This window comes from Pseudomonas sp. PDM19, from assembly GCF_014852215.1.
Classification (GTDB): domain Bacteria; phylum Pseudomonadota; class Gammaproteobacteria; order Pseudomonadales; family Pseudomonadaceae; genus Pseudomonas.
Window position 1 is genome coordinate 843,970 of the sequence record NZ_JACVBG010000004.1, and the last position, 14,472, is coordinate 858,441.

The following is a 14,472-nucleotide window of genomic DNA, read 5'->3' on the forward strand; positions in this document are numbered from 1 at the left end:
TCCTTATTCGCTATCAAGGTGAAGCTGGGTGGCCACACTGCCACCATTCTCCGCTTCGCCGAAGCTGACGTCGATGAGGTAGATGCGGTCGTCACCCAGGCCACCCTTGGCGACCAGGTAGTCCTTGATCTGGGTTGCGCGCTCCTGACCGAGCTTGCGCAGCAGCAACTGGCTGTCGCTCCAGGAATCGAGCACGGCCTGGCGCATCTTCGCCGAACGCTCGTCCTTGCTCAGGTCCTGCCATTCCGCTGGCGGCTGCTTCTTCAGGCGTGCGCGGTAAACGCCTTCGAGCAGGACCGGCTGCAGATCTTCCGGCACTTCCAACTGGCTCGCGTCGCTGGGCACTTTGTCGCCGCGGCGCTGCAACATGCTGTAGTAGTTCTTCTGGTATTCCTGCTTCAGGCGCTTGTCGGCCAGCAGCGGGCCGTCACTCGAGGCGGCGGCGACGCCTTCGACTTCCAGCTTCAGCGCCGGACGCTGCTTGAGGGCTTCGGCCAGCTTGTCGAGATTGCCCTGGGCGCTGGCGTCCAGCTCGCTGGAACCGGGGGCGAACACCACGTTGCTCAGGTCAGGCCCACCACCGCCACCGGCCAGGCCGGCGATGAAGTTGAACGGCGCCTGCACGGCGCGCACGACCAGATTGCGCAGGGTCTGCCAGACGATGGGCATGACGCTGAACTGCGGGTTGTTCAGGTCGCCTTCCACCGGTAGCTGGATGTCGATGTTGCCGTTGGCGTCCTTGAGCAGGGCGATCGCCAGTTTCACCGGCAGGTCCACGGCGTCCGGGCTGTCGACCTTCTCGCCCAGTTGCAGATGTTCCACCAGTACCTTGTTGTCGGCTTTGAGCTTGCCCTGGGTGATCTGGTAGTGCAGGTCCAGGTTCAGCCGGCCCTTGCGGATGCGGTAACCGGCGAACTTGCCGGAGTAGGGCGTCAGGGTGGTCAGCTCGACGCGTTTGAAGCTGGTGGCGATGTCCAGCTTCTCCAGCGGCGAGAACGGGTTGAGGCTGCCCTTGATGGTGACCGGCGCGTACTTGTCGACCTTGCCCTTGACGTCCACCGAGGCCGGCGCCGGATTGCGGTTGTCGATGGTGCCGATCTCACCGCCCAGTTGCTGGATGGCCGTGGCGAAGTCGGGGCGCAGCGTCAGGTCGGCGAAGTTGGCCGAACCGTTGTTGATCTTCACGCCGCCGATACGGATGCCCAGCGGCTTGCTGTTACTGCCCGAGGCGCTGCCCTTGCTCGCCGTGGACGAGGCGGACTCCGGTTGCGCAATGATCAGCTCGCTGACGTTGGTGCTGCGGTCTTCGTTGATGATGAAGCGCGCGTAGGGCTCTTCCAGCGAAACGGTCTGGATCACCAGGCTATCGCCATGCTTGTAGGCCAGGCCGTCGAGGGTCAGCTTGGTCCATTTGACGAAGTCGCGGCTCTTGAGGGTGTCCAGGGTGTGCAGCTGGGTGACTTGAGCGCTGCCGGTGACGCTGAAGGCCAGCGGATCGGTGCCCTTGAGGTCGACGTCCAGGTCGCTGGACAGCAGGCCGCTGCGCAGCTCCAGACGAATGAACGGATCGATGTAGGCCTGGGCGACGCGCAGGTCGATGTCGCGGGTCGAAACCTTCAGCTTGGCGCTGACCGGGCTGGGGATGACCTGGCCGCTGGCTTCGATCTGCCCGCGCGGGCCGAGGCCGGTCTTGAGCTTGAGCTGCAGTGGCGAGGTCAGGCCGCTGTCGACGTTTTGCAGGTCCAGGTCCAGCGGGCCGATTTCCAGGGCCACCGGTTTTCCCGGTGCGCGATCGGCAAGGTGCGCCTTGTAGCCGCGCAGCTGGGTGTCGCGCAAAACTACATGCCATGGCTTCTGCGGCTCGGCCGGTTTGCTCTGCTCGGCCGTCTGGGCAGGCTTGTCAGCCTCGGCGGGCTTGGCTTCCAGCTTGGTTTCCGGCTGGGACGGAGCGGCCGGTTTGGCTGGCTCGGCCTGGGCTGTTGTGGCGGGGGCGCTGGGCTGGGCTTCCGGTTGGTCAGTCGGGGCCTTCTGCTCCTTGCCGGCTGCAGCTGCCGTCTCGGTGGCAGGCGCTGGCTCGGAAGTGGCCTGCGCTTGCGGTGTGGGCTCCTCGGGGCGCTTGTAGGGTTTGAAGTTGGCGAAGAGTTTCTGCCAGTCCAGCTGGCCGTCCTTCTCCCGCGCCGCCCAGGCCTCCAGGCCCTGGCTGCGGATCTGGCCGACCACCACTTCCTGCTTGACGAGGTCGAGGGTGGTTTCGGCGACATCCAGGGTGGCGAGCTTGGCCAGTGGTTTGCCTTCGGGGGAGCTGAGGTCCAGGTCGCGGAGCTTGATGGCGGCCTTGTCCAGCAGGAGTTGCGTCCCCTTCGAGAGGTCCAGATGGTAGTCGGAGGCCACGCTGAGGATGCCGTTGTTCAGGTTCAGCGGTGCGTTGTCACGCACATAGGGCCACCAGGCCTTCAGCGGCACGCCGTCAAGGGTGAAGCTGCCCTTGGAGGTGAAGGGTACGATGCTCAGGTCGCCCTTCCAGTCGAGCTTGCCGCCGTGGGGGCCGGTGGCGACCAGGGTCATTTCGGCGCCATCCTCAGGTAGGGTGCTGAGGTTGTGCAGCTCGAAGCCCATCGGGTCGAAGACGAATTCCACCGGCTCGCTGGGGCGGCGGTCGAGGAAGTGCAGGCTGCCTTCGGCCAGGCGGATGCGGTCGATGCGCAGCGGGAAGGGATCGCTGGGTTCTTCCTGTGCGGGGGCCGGCTCACTGGGCGGTACCTTGAACAGTTGGCTCAGGTTCAGCGTGCCGTTCTCGGCGAACAGCAGTTCGGTGTGCGGTGCGTCCAGTTCAACGTCGGCGAGGTGCAGCCTGCGTTTCCACAGGCTGTCGAGTTCGAGGTTGGCATAGAGTCGACGGAAGCGGACCTGTTCCTGCCCGTCGTCACCCAGATGCAGGCCCCAGAGGGTGAGTTCGAGACTGAACGGGTTGAACTCGATGCGTTCCAGGCGTGCCGGAACGGTCGAATAGTGAGCCAGTTGCTGGTTGGCTATCCGCAGTCCAACGCCGGGCAGGATGAGAAAACCCAGCAGGCAATAGAAGAGGACTAACAGCACTACCGCGCCGATGGCGCGTTTCAATCCTTTGGGCATGGCGAGAGTCGTTTCCGTCGTGACGTGCCACAGGAGTATGGCACGGCTGTGATTCTTCGATTCGATAGTCGCCTTCGGACGAGGTTTTCAGTGATCTCTGTCAGTCATTCAGGCGATGGGTGCGGGCGAATTCGACCAGGTCCACGAGGCTTTCCAGGTTCAGCTTCTCAAGAATGCGCGTCTTGTAGGTACTGACGGTCTTCTGGCTGAGGAACAGCTCCTCGGCGATGTCCTTGTTGCTCATGCCTCTCACCAGGCTGCGCAACACGACCAGTTCCCGTGGCGTGAGGCTGGCCACCGGGTCGGTATTCTTGTCGATGCTCAGGGCCTTTTCCGGGAAGCAGCGATAGCCCGAAACCAGCATGCGCGCGGCGTTGAGAATGGCGCTGGTGTCCTTGTTCTTGCTGACGAATCCATGCGCACCCGCCGCTTCGACCTTGCTCGAGTACAGGCGTTCATCCTGCGAGCTCAACACCAGCAGGCGGATGTTCTCGTCGAAGATATGGATGCGCGCCAGCAGGTCGAGGCCATCCATGCCGGGCAGGTTGAGATCGAGTATCACCAGGTCGGGGCGCTCCTTGCGTACGGCATCCAGCCCGCCATGGCCATCGGCGGCTTCACGGACCACTTCGAACTGCGAATCCTGCTCGAGCAATGAGCGGATCGCCAGACGCATCGCGGGGTGATCTTCGATCAGCACCACACGCTTTTTCATAGTCAACTCCCTGAGTCCAAATGATTTGCGCGCATTGATCTTGAAGATAGACCAGTTGTTCAAGCACCTACGGAATATTCCTATGCGTAGGACCGAAAGCATGCGGGGAGTCAAGTTGAGAGGGGATTTCTTGCCAGCGTGCGCGGAGACTTGCTGCGCAGAGTGAATTCTGCACAGCAAGTCAGTGGCTATCAGCGCGCTAGAGCCAGCGCCACGCCTTGCCCGCCCCCGATGCAGAGCGTCGCGAGGCCTTTTTTCGCGTCGCGGCGGAGCATCTCGTGCAACAGGGTGACCAGCACGCGGCAGCCCGATGCGCCGATGGGATGGCCAAGGGCGATGGCGCCGCCGTTCACATTCACCTTCGAAGCATCCCAGCCCAGCTCCTTGCCCACGGACAGCGCCTGGGCGGCGAACGCCTCGTTGGCTTCGATGAGGTCCAGGTCGGCGAGTTGCCAGCCGGCCTTCTCCAGGCAGCGGCGGGTGGCCGAGACCGGGCCAATACCCATGATGGCCGGGTCGACACCCGCGTTGGCGTAGGCGGCAATGCGGGCCAGGATCGGCAGGCCCAGTTCGGCGGCCTTGGCAGCGCTCATCAGCAGGACGGCGGCGGCGCCGTCATTGAGGGTCGAAGCGTTGCCGGCGGTCACGCTACCGTCCTTCCTGAACGCCGGCTTGAGCTTGGCTAGGGACTCGGCGGTGGTGCCGGCGCGCGGCTGCTCGTCGGTTTCGAAGCGCAGCGGTTCGCCCTTGCGCTGGGGAATCTCGATGGCGGTGATCTCGGCCTTGAAACGGCCTGCTTCGATGGCCGCGGTCGCCTTGCGCTGCGAGTCGGCGGCGAAGGCGTCCTGTTCCTCGCGGCTGATACCGTACTTCTCCACCAGGTTCTCGGCGGTGATGCCCATGTGGTAGTCGTTGAAAGCGTCCCAAAGACCATCCTGGATCATGCTGTCGATCAGCTTCGCGTGGCCCATGCGCAGGCCGGTGCGGGCTCCGGGCATGACGTAGGGGGCGAGGCTCATGCTTTCCTGGCCGCCGGCAATGATGATGTCGGCGTCGCCGCAGCGAATCGCCTGGGTCGCCAGATGCAGTGCCTTGAGGCCCGAGCCGCAGACCTTGTTCACCGTCATCGCCGGTACGCTGTTGGGCAGGCCGGCGGCGATGGAGGCCTGGCGTGCCGGGTTCTGGCCAGCGCCGGCGGTCAGGGTCTGGCCGAGGATCACCTCGTCGACCCGGGCAGGGTCCAGGCCGGTCTGTTGCAGCAGGCTGCGAATGACTGCGGCGCCCAGTTCATGGGCCGGCAGTGCGGAAAGCGAACCCTGGAAGCTGCCGATGGCGGTACGGGTGGCAGCGACGATGACGACTTCTTGCATGACACGAATCCTCTGTCGGAAGCGGCGAGGCCGCAGCGAACGGTCATGGTTGCATGCCCGCCGCCGGCTCACCACCCTCCGAACCGGGTGGTCACGCTTCAGCGCAGAGGTGGTAAACCCATGCGGCGGCGTGCGCGGTGCAACGAGCCGTTGCGTACCGCCCAGCGCAGCAGTGGCACGCTGCGCCTCACACTGGAGCGGATCAGTTGCCGTTGCAGGCTGCCCAGGCTGAGGCCGAGCTGATCCGTGGCCCAGTCCGGCAGCAGGTCGATGCCGGCGCGCATCATCAGCATGCCGAAGGGCTTGGCGAGGAAGCTCGGGGCGGGGGCGTTGAACAGTACGCTGACCACCTCGCGGGTGCGTTCATCGTAGCGAAGCTGCGGTCGCATGCGTTGCAGGTAGGTGGCTACTTCCGCGCGTGAGCGTGGCACATCCCGCGCGCCGAGTCGTTCGGCGATCAGGGCGATCTCGTCGTAGTAACGGTCATGATCTTCGCCGGAAAGGTCCGGGTTCAGGTAGCGCAGGTGTGAGGCGAGGAAGCAGCTGACTTCGGCGACGTGCACCCAGGTCAGCAGGTCCGGGTCGCTGGCCGCATAGGCTGTGCCGTCCGGCAGCGTGCCGTGCACGTTGTCGTGAATGCGCCGTACACGTTCGATCAGCTTCTCGGCGTCACCGCGCGAGCCATAGGTGGTGGCGGAGATGAACTGCCCGGTGCGGCGCAGGCGACCGAGCATGTCGGCGCGGAAGTTGGAGTGGTCCCAGACGCCGCCGAGGGCGGCCGGATGCAGCATCTGCAGGAGCAGGGCGCTGATGCCGCCAATCAGCATCGAGCTGAAGTCACCGTGGACTTTCCAGCTCACGGAGTCCGGCCCGAACAGGCCGGGGTCGCCCTTGGGCGACTCGAAATCGACCCCGCCCAGGGCGAGGCCGGTCAGGCTGAGTACCTGGCTTTCGATATGACGGCGGACGGTTTCCATTGTGGCGGACAGGCCTCGGGGCAAGGACGACAGGTCTGTTCTCTAAACCTAGCATCTTTGCACCCTTGGCCTGTAGCGCACATCAATGGTTGAGGCGGTTGTCGATCAGTCCCTGGACCACACTGGGATCGGCCAGGGTCGAGGTATCGCCGAGGTTTTCCAGCTCGTTGCAGGCGATCTTGCGCAGGATGCGTCGCATGATCTTGCCCGAACGGGTCTTGGGCAGGCCCGGTGCCCACTGCAGCATTTCCGGCTTGGCGAAGCTGCCGATCTCCTTGCTCACCAGGGCCAGCAGTTCCTGCTTGAGCGCATCACTGGGCTCGATGCCGTTCATGGTGGTGACGAAGGCGTAGATGCCCTGGCCCTTGAGGTCGTGCGGGTAGCCGACGACGGCGGCCTCGGCGACGGAGTCGTGCAGTACCAGCGCACTCTCCACCTCGGCGGTGCCAATGCGGTGGCCGGAGACGTTGATCACGTCGTCCACGCGGCCGGTGATCCAGTAGTAGCCATCCTCGTCGCGGCGCGCGCCGTCGCCGGTGAAGTAGTAGCCAGGGTAGGGCTTGAAGTAGGTGTCGATCATCCGCTGGTGGTCGCCGTAGACGCTGCGGATCTGGCTCGGCCAGCTGGCCTTGATCGCCAGGACGCCTGAGCCGGGGCCGTCGATTTCCTTGCCCTGCTCATCCAGCAGCACCGGTTGCACACCGAAGAAGGGGCGGGTGGCGGAGCCGGGCTTGAGGTCGGTGGCGCCGGGCAGCGGGGTGATCAGGATGCTGCCGGTTTCGGTCTGCCACCAGGTGTCGACGATGGGGCAGCGCTTTTCGCCTACCACGTTGTAGTACCACTCCCAGGCTTCCGGGTTGATCGGCTCGCCAACCGAGCCGAGCAGGCGCAGGCTGCTGCGGTCGGTCTTCTGCACCGGGGCTTCGCCCTCGCGCATCAGGGCGCGGATCGCGGTCGGCGCGGTGTAGAAGATGTTCACCTGGTGCTTGTCGATCACCTGCCAGAAGCGCGAGGCGTCGGGGTAGTTCGGCACGCCCTCGAACATCAGGGTGGTGGCGCCGTTGGCCAGCGGGCCGTAGACGATGTAGCTGTGGCCGGTGACCCAGCCCACGTCCGCGGTGCACCAGTAGATGTCGCCGTCGTGGTAGTCGAACACGTACTTGTGGGTCATTGCCGCGCCCAGCAGGTAGCCACCGGTGGTGTGCAGCACGCCCTTGGGTTTGCCGGTGGAGCCGGAGGTGTAGAGGATGAACAACGGGTCCTCGGAGTCCATCGGCTCGGGGGCGCAGTCTTCGCTGACCTCGCCCAGCGCCTCGTGGTACCAGATGTCACGGCCTTCGACCCATGGGATCTCGCCCTGGGTGCGCTCGACCACCACCACGGTGGAGACGTTCGGGCAGTCGGCCAGGGCCTTTTCCACGTTCTTCTTCAGCGGGACGTACTTGCCGCCGCGCACGCCTTCGTCGGCGGTGATCACGGTCCGGCAGTCGGCATCGTTGATGCGGTCACGCAGGGCGTCCGGGGAGAAGCCGCCGAACACCACCGAGTGGATCGCGCCGATCCGCGCGCAGGCGAGCATGGCGTAGGCCGCCTCGGGGATCATCGGCATGTAGATGCAGACCCGGTCGCCCTTCCCTACGCCGCGGCTCTTGAGCACGTTGGCCAGGCGGCAGACATGGCTGTGCAGCTTGCGGTAGGTGATGTTGGCGGATTCGCTGGGGTTGTCGCCTTCCCAGATAATCGCGACCTGCTCGGCACGCTGTTCCAGGTGGCGGTCGATGCAGTTGTAGGTGACGTTGAGCTGGCCGCCCTTGAACCAGGTGGCCTGGCCCTTCGCCAGGTCGCCGTGGTGGACCGAGTGCCAGGGCTTGAACCAGTCGAGGAAGGCCTTGGCCTGCTCGCCCCAGAAGGCTTCCGGGTCGTCTACCGACTGCTTGTAGAGGCGCTGGTACGCGTCGTTGTCGAGGTAGGCACGCTTGCGTACGGCCTCCGGCACGGGGTGAAGGCTGATCTCGTACATGGGAAGTCCTTGTTGTTGTTGAGCCGAGATGCCCCCAAGGGTGCATCCAAGGCCAGGCGGGTTCAAGGGTTGTCCATGTTGTTTCGACGCGCCAGGCGGTCGGATCGTTCAGGCGGGGCGTATTCCAGCTGGGCGGTGACCAGGCGCCGGGTCGATTCGCCGTAGCGCCGGGCTATCGCATCGAGTGCGTTGTCGAGTGTTGCGATCGCCGTGGTGCCGGCCCCCGGCAATGCTGGGTGGTCATCGGGCGAGTCCGGCAGGAACAACAGGCCGCCGGCACTGCTGACGGGGTGTGCGGCGTTGCCCTGTACTTCTGTTTTGAAGGTCCGCGCCCAGGCGTCCACGGCCAGCGCCAGGCTGACTTCATCGAAACCCTGCTTCAGCGGGACGCTGAAGACCTCGTGGTTCCAGAGGGCGAGGTAGTTGCCGGCGGCGGTCAGGTAGCCACTGGCGCCGAGGCGGAAGCGCTGGCTGTCGTGCCGCGGCGACCAGTCCTGCACGCCGAACTCCCGAGCGAGCGTGGCGGCTCTGGGCTTTCCGGCGATGGCCTCCACCAGCGCAAGCGACAGCGGTAGCGCAGCGGTAACACCGGAGGTGGTGATCACCCTGCCATCCGCCACATAGCGACGATTCTCCTCCCAGTGCGCATCGGGGTACTCCTCCAGGCGTTGCTTGCGCGAGTACCAATGGCCGGTGGCGCGTCGACCGTGCAACAGCCCCGCGTTGCCCAGCACCAGGACGCCATCGCAGACGCCGACGACAGTCGCGCCCCGCGCCGCCTGAGCCTGGACGAAAGCCAGCAGGGCGGGGTCCTGGCTGTCATGCACGGCGGGCACGATCAGGTAGTCGGCGCCCTGTGGATAACGTTGCGTGAACTCCTCCAGCGTGGCCTGCGGCTGAAGTCGCAGGGCTGGCATCAGTTGCACCGGTCCAGGCTCCGACGCAAGCGCGAGCACTTCCGCTGCGCCCGAGCGGCGCAGCACGCCGAGCGGGACGACGTAGTCCGCGAGTTCGGTCATGCGATTCTGTGCGACGAGGGCGATGACCGGGCGCTCGCGGCCGAAGCGCGGTTGATAGGGCGCAAGCGCGTCGTCGTCTGCCTGGGCGGCGTGGGTGCAGAGCAGCAGGATGAGGAACAGCAGGAAAGCGTGCATGGCCGTCTCCGGGTGGGGATTTCGATCCTGGCGCGGATTCGTCTGTCGCTTCTGACGCCGATGAGTGAATATCTGCCAATCGCCGCCAGGGATTCGCCCCGATGAATGCTACTCACCGCGTTCTGTTGCTGGTCTTCCCGGATTTCCAGTTGCTCGATGCCAGCGGGCCGGCCGATGTATTCGCGGCAGTGGACGAGCACCTGCCGGTCGCTGCCCGCCCCGCCTACCAGCTTGAGGCGATATCGCCCGGTGGCGGCCTGGTTCGCTCCAGCACCGGGCTGGAGCTGGCGACTAGAGCCTTGCCGGAGCCGCAGCAGGTGGCCGGCTGTACCTTGCTGGTCGCGGGCGGCCATGGGGTGCAAGCGGCCCTGCAGAAAGGCGAGGTAGTGCGTTGGGTGGCGCAGGCTGAACCCCACGCCGCGCGCTGCGGGTCGGTCTGTACCGGGGCCTTTCTGCTGGCGCAGGCTGGGCTTCTGGAGGGGCGCCCGGTCGTTACCCACTGGCGTTACGCCGAACTGCTACAGCGGCTGTTTCCTGGCTTGCGGGTGATGCACGATGCCCTGTTCGTGCGCGACGCGAAGTTCTACAGCTCCGCCGGTGTGTCGGCCGGGATGGACCTGTGCCTGAGCCTGGTGGAGGAGGACCATGGCCGCGACCTGTCGCTGCGGGTTGCTCGCGGGCTGGTGATGTACCTGCGTCGACCTGGCGGCCAGCGTCAGTTCAGCGCCGAGCTGCTGGCGCAGCAGGCGCCGCCGGACGGGCAGATGGAGCGTCTGGTGGCGTGGCTGCGGGAACGGCTGGCTGAGGCCCTGGATGTCGAGGAAATGGCGACGCAGATGGCCATGTCAGCGCGCACCCTGCATCGGCATTGCCAGGCGGAGATGGGCATGACGCCGGCGAAGCTGCTGTTGGAGTTGCGTCTGGAGAAAGCGAGCCAACTGCTGGAGGCGGGAGAATCGTCGCTCAAGCGCGTGGCACAGCACGCAGGATTTGGCAACGAGTACAACTTGCGGCGCGCCTTCGTGCAGGCGCTGGGCGTGACGCCAGGGGAGTATCGACAGCGCTTCTGCCGCCAGGAGCGGGACGGATGCGCAGGCGCGCATCCGTCCGTTCGCCATCAGCCGCGGTGACGGCCGCGGAAGAAGTCGATCAGGCCCTGGGTGGAACCGTCCTCGGCGGCGCTTTCCTCGCTGCCGACCAGGCGGCCGTAGACAGCCTTGCCCAGCTCCTTGCCCAGTTCCACGCCCCACTGGTCGAAGGCGTTGATGCCCCAGAGGATGCTCTGCACGTAGACCTTGTGCTCGTACATGGCAATCAGCGCGCCCAGGCGGCGGGCGCTGATGCGCTCCATCACCAGGGTGTTGCTCGGGCGGTTGCCCGGGATCACCTTGTGCGGCGCCAGGCGCTGCACTTCAGCTTCGTCGACGCCCTTGGCGCGCAGCTCGGCCTCGGCCTCGGCGCGGCTCTTGCCGACCATCAGAGCCTGGCTCTGCGACAGGCAGTTGGCGTACAGCCACTGGTGGTGATCGGCCACCGGGTTGTAGCTGGACACCGGGACGATGAAGTCGGCCGGGATCAGGTGGGTGCCCTGGTGCAGCAGCTGGTGGTACGCGTGCTGGCCGTTGCAGCCCACGCCGCCCCAGATCACCGGGCCGGTGCCGGCGGACACCGGGGTGCCGTCCTGGCGCACGCTCTTGCCGTTGGACTCCATGTCCAGCTGCTGCAAGTGGTCGGTGATGTTCCGCAGGTAGTAGTCGTAGGGCAGGATCGCGTGGCTGCGTGCGCCCCAGAAGTCGCCGTACCAGACGCCGAGCAGGCCCAGCAGCACCGGGATGTTCTTCTCGAACGGCGAAGTGAGGAAGTGCTGGTCCATGTTGTAGGCGCCGGACAGCAGTTCCTTGAAGTTGTTGATACCCACCGACATGGCGATCGGCAGGCCGATAGCCGACCACAGCGAGTAACGACCGCCGACCCAGTCCCACATCGGGAAGACGTTTTCCGGACGGATGCCGAAGGCCGATGCCGCTTCCTTGTTGCTGGAAACGGCGATGAAGTGGCGGTACAGCTCTGCCTCGCTGCCGCCCTGGGCCAGGTACCAGGCGCGGGCGGCCTGAGCGTTCTTCAGGGTTTCCAGGGTGCCGAAGGACTTCGACGAGACGATGAACAGCGTGGTTTCGGCGTTGAGCTTGGCGGTCATCTCGCGGAATTCGCTGCCGTCGATGTTCGCCAGGTAGTGGCAACGCACGCCTTTCTGGGCGAAAGGCAGCAGCGCTTCGGAGACCAGCTGCGGGCCAAGGAAGGAACCACCGATGCCGATGTTCACCACGTCGGTGATCGGCTTCTCGGTGTAGCCGCGCCACAGGCCGTTGTGCACGGCGGCGACCAGTTCGGTCATCTGATGCAGTACGCGGTGCACCTCGGGCATCACGTCGACGCCGTCGACCAGCACCTTGTCGCCGATGGGGCGGCGCAGTGCGGTATGCAGCACCGGGCGGCGTTCGGAGGCGTTGATCACCTCGCCACGGAACATCGACCCGATTGCCTCGCCCAGCTTGGCTTCCTCGGCGAGCTTCACCAGCAGATCGAGGGTGTCCTGGCGGATCAGGTTCTTCGAGAAGTCGAGGAACAGGCCGCAGGCGGCGAGGGAGAAACGCTTGAAGCGCTCCGGGTCCTCGGCGAACGCCTCGCGCATGGTGAAGTTCTGCAGATCCTGGCGGTGTGCGGCCAATGCCTGCCAGCTTGCCAGTTTGGTGGCATCCAGCGGGTTGAGGTGGTGTTCCATGACGTACCTTCGGGTAAGACGGGCGTGTTTGAACGAGGCTTTGGAACCTGGGAAGGCCCGGTGGTTCCGGGCCTTTCCGTGGCTCAGGCGAGCTGAACCGGGATGGCGTTGCTGGTGTGGCTGAGTTCGTTGCCGGGCGCCATGTACAGCATGCGCGGCTGGTAGCCTTCCAGCTCGGCGTCGCTGAACTGAGCGTACGCGCAGATGATCACCCGGTCACCCACCTTGGCCTTGTGGGCGGCGGCGCCGTTGACGGAAATCATCCGCGAACCTTCCTCGCCACGGATGGCGTAGGTGGTGAAGCGTTCGCCATTGTCGACGTTGTAGATCTGGATCTGTTCGTACTCGCGGATGCCGGCGAGATCGAGCCATTCGCCGTCGATGGCGCAGGAGCCTTCATAGTCGAGCACGGCGTGGGTGACTTCGGCGCGGTGCAGTTTGGCTTTGAGCATGATGCTCTGCATGGCGTGGCTCCTGTTTTTCTTCTGGTCGAGGAGAGCGGGGCGAGTATGCCCGAGCACCCGAAGTCGCTCAAGGCCGCGAGTGGCGCGGCTTCGAGGCGAAAATTCGGGTATCGGACGGGGAATCAGTCGATGTGGAAGGCGAGGTTGTCGATCAGCCGGGTGGTGCCCAGGAAGGCGGCGACCAGGATCACCAGCTGATGGTCTTGCGCCGTGGCCGTGCGCAGGCCGGCGGACTCGCGGGCCTCGAGGTAGTCGATGCGCAGGCCGGCCGCTTCGATCTGCTGGCGGCCTTCGGACAGCAACGCGGGGAAGTCACGCTCGCCCTGGCGGATACGCTCGGCCAGTTGCTTCAGGGTGCGCTGCAGAACCGGTGCGAGGGCGCGCTGCTCCTCGGTGAGGTAACCGTTGCGCGATGACAGGGCCAGGCCGTCCTCGGCGCGCACAGTGGGCTCGCCGAAGATCTGGATCGGCAGGTTCAGGTCGCGCACCAGCTTGCGGATGACCGCCAGCTGCTGGAAATCCTTCTCGCCGAACAGCGCCATATCGGGCTGGACCATGTTGAACAGCTTGCAGACCACCGTGGCGACGCCATCGAAGTGACCCGGACGGCTGCCGCCGCACAGGCCCTCGGAGACTCCGGTGACATGCAGTTTGGTCTGGCCTTCCATGCCGTCGGGATACATCTCCTCGACGGTGGGTGCGAACAGCAGGTGGCAGCCGGCATCGAGCAGTTTCTCCTGGTCCGCCGCCAGGGTGCGCGGGTACTTGTCCAGGTCTTCGCTGGGGCCGAACTGCAGCGGGTTGACGAAGATGCTCGCCACCACGAAGTCGGCACGCTGGCTGGCCTTGGTCACCAGCGCGGCGTGGCCGGCGTGCAGGTTGCCCATGGTCGGGACCAGCGCAATGCGCTTGCCTTCGCTACGGGCGCGCGCCACGGCGGCGCGCAGCTCGCGGACTGTCTTGACTGTATTCATCAGGCGAAACCGTGCTCCGGGCCGGGGAAGGTGCCGTCCTTCACTGCCTTCACGTAGGCGGCGAAGGCGGACTGGATGTCGGGCTGGCCTTCGAGGAAGTTCTTCACGAACTTCGGCGAACGGCCGGACAGCGACAGGCCGAGCATGTCGTGCATCACCAGCACCTGGCCGTCGGTGCCGGCGCCAGCGCCGATGCCGATGACCGGGATCTTCACGGCTTCGGTGATTTCCTTCGCCAGCGCGGACGGCACGCACTCCAGCAGCAGCACGGCAGCGCCGGCCTGCTCCAGGGCGATGGCGTCGGCGCGCAGCTGGCGCGCCTGGTTTTCCTGGCGGCCCTGGACCTTGAAACCGCCGAACAGGTTGACGGCCTGCGGGGTGAGGCCCAGGTGCGCGCACACCGGGATGCCCATCTGGGCCAGGCGAATGATCGGCTCGGCGAGCCAGGCGCCGCCTTCGAGCTTGACCATGTGGGCGCCGGCCTGCATGACCTTCACCGAGTCGCGCAGCAGCTGGTCCAGCGAGGTGCCGGATTCGAACGGCAGATCGGTGACGATCAGCGCGCCCTTGTTACCGCGTTTCACGGCAGCGGTGTGGTAGGCCATGTCCTCTACGGTCACCGGCAGCGTGCTGTCGTGACCTTGCAGCACCATACCCAGGGAGTCACCGATCAGCAGCATTTCGGCACCGGCCAGACTGGCCGTATGGGCGAAAGTGGCATCGTAGGAGGTCAGCATCGCGATCTTTTCGCCGCTTTGCTTGAGACCTTGCAGGGTGGTCAGGGTGACATCAGGCATGAAAGTGTCCTCGGTTCTGCGCCGGGCAGGGGCAAACGGGGCCCTATAGTCCGGATCGAAAAAGGCTAAGTCAATTGCAGGTGTTAC

The 14,472-nt window shown here is 65.4% G+C and carries 11 protein-coding genes; 1 reads left to right on the forward strand and 10 read right to left on the reverse strand.

The features are described 5' to 3' along the window. Positions 1–3: 3 nt before the first annotated feature. The 6 genes from IB273_RS26175 to IB273_RS26200 all read right to left on the reverse strand — a co-directional run bounded on the left by IB273_RS26175 (position 4) and on the right by IB273_RS26200 (position 9,368). Entirely contained in the window at positions 4–3,132 is a 3,129-nt protein-coding gene (locus IB273_RS26175; protein ID WP_192225375.1) for a DUF748 domain-containing protein, read from the reverse strand. 100 nt (positions 3,133–3,232) lie between these two features. Then, positions 3,233–3,847: a response regulator transcription factor gene (locus IB273_RS26180; RefSeq protein WP_081520710.1), complete on the reverse strand. Its 615-nt coding sequence runs from the start codon at positions 3,845–3,847 to the stop codon at positions 3,233–3,235. A 191-nt stretch (positions 3,848–4,038) separates the two neighbouring features. Continuing rightward, positions 4,039–5,217 carry an acetyl-CoA C-acetyltransferase gene (locus tag IB273_RS26185; RefSeq protein ID WP_192225376.1) on the reverse strand — a complete coding sequence of 393 codons (1,179 nt, stop codon included), beginning with the start codon at positions 5,215–5,217 and terminating at the stop codon, positions 4,039–4,041. A 98-nt stretch (positions 5,218–5,315) separates the two neighbouring features. Then, complete coding sequence (locus IB273_RS26190; protein WP_192225377.1) at positions 5,316–6,194, reverse strand: oxygenase MpaB family protein; 879 nt, start codon at positions 6,192–6,194, stop codon at positions 5,316–5,318. A gap of 82 nt (positions 6,195–6,276) precedes the next feature. Continuing rightward, a complete protein-coding gene (gene acs, locus IB273_RS26195; RefSeq protein WP_081520713.1) occupies positions 6,277–8,214 on the reverse strand; it encodes an acetate--CoA ligase in 1,938 nt (645 codons plus the stop codon). Between the two features lie 62 nt (positions 8,215–8,276). Beyond that, on the reverse strand, positions 8,277–9,368 hold the full coding sequence (locus IB273_RS26200; RefSeq protein ID WP_192225378.1) for a DJ-1/PfpI family protein: 1,092 nt from the start codon (positions 9,366–9,368) through the stop codon (positions 8,277–8,279). Positions 9,369–9,469: 101 nt separating this feature from the next. Here IB273_RS26200 and IB273_RS26205 point away from each other — a divergent pair, with 101 nt between their 5' ends. After that, positions 9,470–10,498, forward strand: a complete 1,029-nt coding sequence (locus tag IB273_RS26205; RefSeq protein ID WP_192225379.1) for a GlxA family transcriptional regulator — start codon at positions 9,470–9,472, stop codon at positions 10,496–10,498. On the opposite strand, the gene pgi is transcribed toward IB273_RS26205, so the two are convergent. From pgi to panB, 4 genes are all read right to left on the reverse strand, one after another. Next, positions 10,486–12,150 carry a glucose-6-phosphate isomerase gene (gene pgi, locus IB273_RS26210; RefSeq protein ID WP_081520716.1) on the reverse strand — a complete coding sequence of 555 codons (1,665 nt, stop codon included), beginning with the start codon at positions 12,148–12,150 and terminating at the stop codon, positions 10,486–10,488. The two genes, IB273_RS26205 and pgi, sit on opposite strands and share 13 nt — an antisense overlap. Positions 12,151–12,233: 83 nt before the next feature. Further along, on the reverse strand, positions 12,234–12,614 hold the full coding sequence (panD, locus tag IB273_RS26215) for an aspartate 1-decarboxylase (RefSeq protein ID WP_017518923.1): 381 nt from the start codon (positions 12,612–12,614) through the stop codon (positions 12,234–12,236). Between the two features lie 122 nt (positions 12,615–12,736). Beyond that, positions 12,737–13,588, reverse strand: a complete 852-nt coding sequence (panC, locus tag IB273_RS26220) for a pantoate--beta-alanine ligase (RefSeq protein WP_081520718.1) — start codon at positions 13,586–13,588, stop codon at positions 12,737–12,739. After that, positions 13,588–14,385 (reverse strand): 3-methyl-2-oxobutanoate hydroxymethyltransferase, encoded by a 798-nt coding sequence (panB, locus tag IB273_RS26225; protein WP_081520719.1) that lies wholly within the window; start codon positions 14,383–14,385, stop codon positions 13,588–13,590. The genes panC and panB overlap by 1 nt, the downstream gene beginning before the upstream one ends. Positions 14,386–14,472 lie beyond the last annotated feature (87 nt).

Coding starts and splice junctions, on each gene's coding strand:
- IB273_RS26175 (WP_192225375.1), bottom strand. CDS start 3,132: ATGCCCAAAGGATTGAAACGCGCCATCGGCGCGGTAGTGCTGTTAGTC.
- IB273_RS26180 (WP_081520710.1), bottom strand. CDS start 3,847: ATGAAAAAGCGTGTGGTGCTGATCGAAGATCACCCCGCGATGCGTCTG.
- IB273_RS26185 (WP_192225376.1), bottom strand. CDS start 5,217: ATGCAAGAAGTCGTCATCGTCGCTGCCACCCGTACCGCCATCGGCAGC.
- IB273_RS26190 (WP_192225377.1), bottom strand. CDS start 6,194: ATGGAAACCGTCCGCCGTCATATCGAAAGCCAGGTACTCAGCCTGACC.
- acs (WP_081520713.1), bottom strand. CDS start 8,214: ATGTACGAGATCAGCCTTCACCCCGTGCCGGAGGCCGTACGCAAGCGT.
- IB273_RS26200 (WP_192225378.1), bottom strand. CDS start 9,368: ATGCACGCTTTCCTGCTGTTCCTCATCCTGCTGCTCTGCACCCACGCC.
- IB273_RS26205 (WP_192225379.1), top strand. CDS start 9,470: ATGAATGCTACTCACCGCGTTCTGTTGCTGGTCTTCCCGGATTTCCAG.
- pgi (WP_081520716.1), bottom strand. CDS start 12,150: ATGGAACACCACCTCAACCCGCTGGATGCCACCAAACTGGCAAGCTGG.
- panD (WP_017518923.1), bottom strand. CDS start 12,614: ATGCAGAGCATCATGCTCAAAGCCAAACTGCACCGCGCCGAAGTCACC.
- panC (WP_081520718.1), bottom strand. CDS start 13,588: ATGAATACAGTCAAGACAGTCCGCGAGCTGCGCGCCGCCGTGGCGCGC.
- panB (WP_081520719.1), bottom strand. CDS start 14,385: ATGCCTGATGTCACCCTGACCACCCTGCAAGGTCTCAAGCAAAGCGGC.